This window comes from Microcystis sp. M53602_WE12 (genome assembly GCF_030065455.1).
Taxonomy (GTDB): domain Bacteria; phylum Cyanobacteriota; class Cyanobacteriia; order Cyanobacteriales; family Microcystaceae; genus Microcystis; species Microcystis aeruginosa.
Window position 1 is genome coordinate 1 of the sequence record NZ_JASJFB010000327.1, and the last position, 2,906, is coordinate 2,906.

The following is a 2,906-nucleotide window of genomic DNA, read 5'->3' on the forward strand; positions in this document are numbered from 1 at the left end:
AGAAAATTTTGCTTGGCTTTTTTGCTGTCCCTTATCCTCATCAACACCGGATTAGTTATGCCTAGTTACGCAAACGAAAGAGAATTGAGGACAATTACCGTGACGGGGGAAGGAATAGAAAATATCGCCACTTCTCAAGCAGTAGTGCGCTTAGGGGTAGAAGTTCAAGGCAAAGAAGCGGGGAAAGTGCAGCGGGAAACCGCCAATCGTAGCGATGCGGTGGTTAAATTTCTCCGTTCCCGTCAAGTGGAAAAATTGGAAACCACCGGCATCAGTTTACAGCCCAATTACGACTTCAGCAACAACCAAAGACGTTTAATCGGTTATATCGGGGCTAATTTGATTAGTTTTCAGATCGATATAGCCCAAGCGGGGATTTTAATCGATGAAGCGGTGAAAGTCGGGGCAACACGCATCGATGGGGTCAGTTTTACTGCTGGGGAATCAGCGATCGCAGCTGCCCAAAGAACCGCTCTCATCAAAGCCACGGAACAAGCTAGAGAACAGGCGACAATCGTGTTACAAGCCCTCGGTTTAGTGGCGAAAGAAACGGTTTCTATCCAAGTGGGTAATACAGGTAATCCCGTGCCAATAGCTCGCTCAGAAGCGGTTTTTCGGAGTCGGAGTGCCGATGCTGCCAGTAGCCCGGTTATCGGAGGGGAACAAACCCTGCGCGCTGCTGTCACCCTCGAAATTAGCTATTAAGATAACTTTCAGCTATCAGTTATCAGCCTGGGTTTTTTTGACCGGAAATCTTGGATACAGGCTGATAAAATCAACGCCGATGTTCGGAAACTCTAGAAAAAACTGTCCCCCTCATCCGTGAATTATCCTAACTTTTTACCCACTGTTAGCGAGGGATTGAGCGAAGATACCTCCCTTGCTCTCCTCGAAAATATCCAGCAAATTGCCATCGATAGCCCCATCTATCCCCGATCGATTCTAACTACCTATAGTCAACAAGGGCAAGGTCAACCGCCTTTTGTCCTCCTGCACGGTTTTGATAGTTCCCTGCTGGAATTTCGGCGTTTACTACCTTTACTCGCCCAAAATAGGGAAACTTGGGCGATAGATCTACTCGGCTTCGGTTTTACTGAGCGAGAGCCAGATTTAGAAGTATCTCCCGAAACTATTAAAAGCCATCTTTACCATTTCTGGAGAACTGCGATCGCCGAACCGATAATTTTAGTCGGTGCTTCCATGGGGGGTGCAGTGGCCCTCGATTTTGCCCTCTCCTACCCGGAAATAGTGGCGAAATTAGTCCTCATTGACAGCGCAGGACTAGCTAATCCCCCAGTCTTGGGTAAATTGATGTTTTCTCCCCTCGATAAGTGGGCAACTAATTTTTTAGCCAATCCCCGCGTGCGCCAAAATATCAGTCGTACCGCCTATTTCGATCAAACTTTGGCTAGTGTTGATGCTTGCACCTGTGCTAGTCTGCACCTGAATTGTCCCCACTGGAGTGAGGCTTTAATCTCCTTTACCAAAAGTGGCGGTTATGGGGCATTTTTGCCGAAATTAAGCCAAATAAACCGAGAAACTCTGATTATTTGGGGAGAAAACGATCGAATTTTAGGCACAGAAGACGCGAAGAAATTTCAGCAGGCTTTGCCCAATAATCAACTGGTCTGGATTCCTCGCTGTGGCCATGTTCCCCACCTCGAAAAACCAGAACTTACCGCAGCTGCGATAGTTAAATTCGCGAGCTAAGAACTTATAATAGGATTATTTGACCCTATAGTGCCAACTTTTATGAAATTTTTGCCGATCGCTCTCGGTACATTCAGCCTTCTGAGTTTATCTGTCAATATTCCTGCTACTGTAGCCACACAACAGCTTTTTTGTCAAGGCCGCATGAATAACGGTTGGTCCTATTCGGCAGAATTTCTCAATGGACGTTTTGAGCGCATTCGCTGGACGCGCTCCGGTCAACCCCCCCAAGTTTCTAGCCTTAGTTTTAAAAATACTAACAACAAAGGACAACCGATTTATCGTGGCAGTCTATTCGCCGCAGTCAGTGTGACTCTGATAGACTTATCGAAAGGAGATGTCCGTCCCGGTTCGCAAATTTCCGTGGGAGTGGAAGAATGGGGTTGGTCGCGGGGAAACTGCGCTCTTTCTAACCGTTGACATCCTCACCGCCGTAAACGGACGGTGATTCCTCACCACGCTACCTTTTTAGGGTAGTCGCGTCAATGGGGTTAACGCTTCACAGGATGCGGCTTCTTTAACAGAAGTCTTACGCTTTCCGACCCGTCCGTTTAAAGTCTCCGATTGCCCACCGGCGACCTTGATATTTACCGCAGCATTGATGTCTCGATCATGGAAAGTCCCACAGAAAAGACATTCCCACTCACGGATATTTAACGCTTTCTTACCGCCGATATTACCACAACAGGAACATCGCTGAGACGTTGGCTCCCATCGGGAAATTAACCGAAAATCACGCCCATATTTATCAGATTTTGCTGATAGCATATCTCGAAAAGAACGCCATCCTAAGTCTGATATGGCACGGGATAACTTCCGATTTTTAACCATTCCCGATGTGTTTAAATCCTCTAAAACTATCGTTTGATTTTCACGAACAACTTTAGTGGATAGTTTATGCAAGAAATCAGTGTGAGTGTCCTTAATCTTTGCGTGGATTTTAGCCCCTCGTTTTCTGGCTTTTTCCCGTCGTTTACTTCCCTTCTGTTTTCTAGAAAGGTTTTTCTGTGCCTTTCTTAGTCGTTTCAATCGTTTCTTTAACGGTTTTGGTGCGTTTATGGCTCTTCGGTTTGTGTTATGCAATGGACGGGGGTTATAAGGGATGGAACCCTTATAGAGAAAGGCATTTAGCGATTTTTGTCAATTGTTTTTTATCTAGAGCGAACTAATCAATTAAGTCTCTTGCCAGATAAGGA

The 2,906-nt window shown here is 46.0% G+C and carries 3 protein-coding genes and 1 pseudogene; 3 read left to right on the forward strand and 1 reads right to left on the reverse strand.

Annotated features, from left to right (window positions below):
• From PX482_RS11590 to PX482_RS11600, 3 genes are all read left to right on the forward strand, one after another.
• The coding region (locus PX482_RS11590; RefSeq protein WP_288122459.1) for an SIMPL domain-containing protein at positions 1 to 705 on the forward strand (705 nt) is incomplete at its 5' end.
• A 117-nt stretch (positions 706 to 822) separates the two neighbouring features.
• The gene (locus tag PX482_RS11595) at positions 823 to 1,710 is read left to right on the forward strand and encodes an alpha/beta fold hydrolase (RefSeq protein WP_002758663.1); all 888 of its coding nucleotides are present in this window, start codon (positions 823 to 825) and stop codon (positions 1,708 to 1,710) included.
• A gap of 42 nt (positions 1,711 to 1,752) precedes the next feature.
• A complete protein-coding gene (locus tag PX482_RS11600; RefSeq protein WP_002758665.1) occupies positions 1,753 to 2,130 on the forward strand; it encodes a hypothetical protein in 378 nt (125 codons plus the stop codon).
• A 48-nt stretch (positions 2,131 to 2,178) separates the two neighbouring features.
• Here the strand turns inward: PX482_RS11600 and PX482_RS11605 are convergent.
• Positions 2,179 to 2,769: pseudogene (locus PX482_RS11605) on the reverse strand (RNA-guided endonuclease TnpB family protein); the annotation flags it as partial.
• Positions 2,770 to 2,906 lie beyond the last annotated feature (137 nt).

What these genes read in the sequence shown, in the direction of transcription:
- PX482_RS11600 (WP_002758665.1), top strand. Translation starts at nt 1,753, where the DNA reads ATGAAATTTTTGCCGATCGCTCTCGGTACATTCAGCCTTCTGAGTTTA.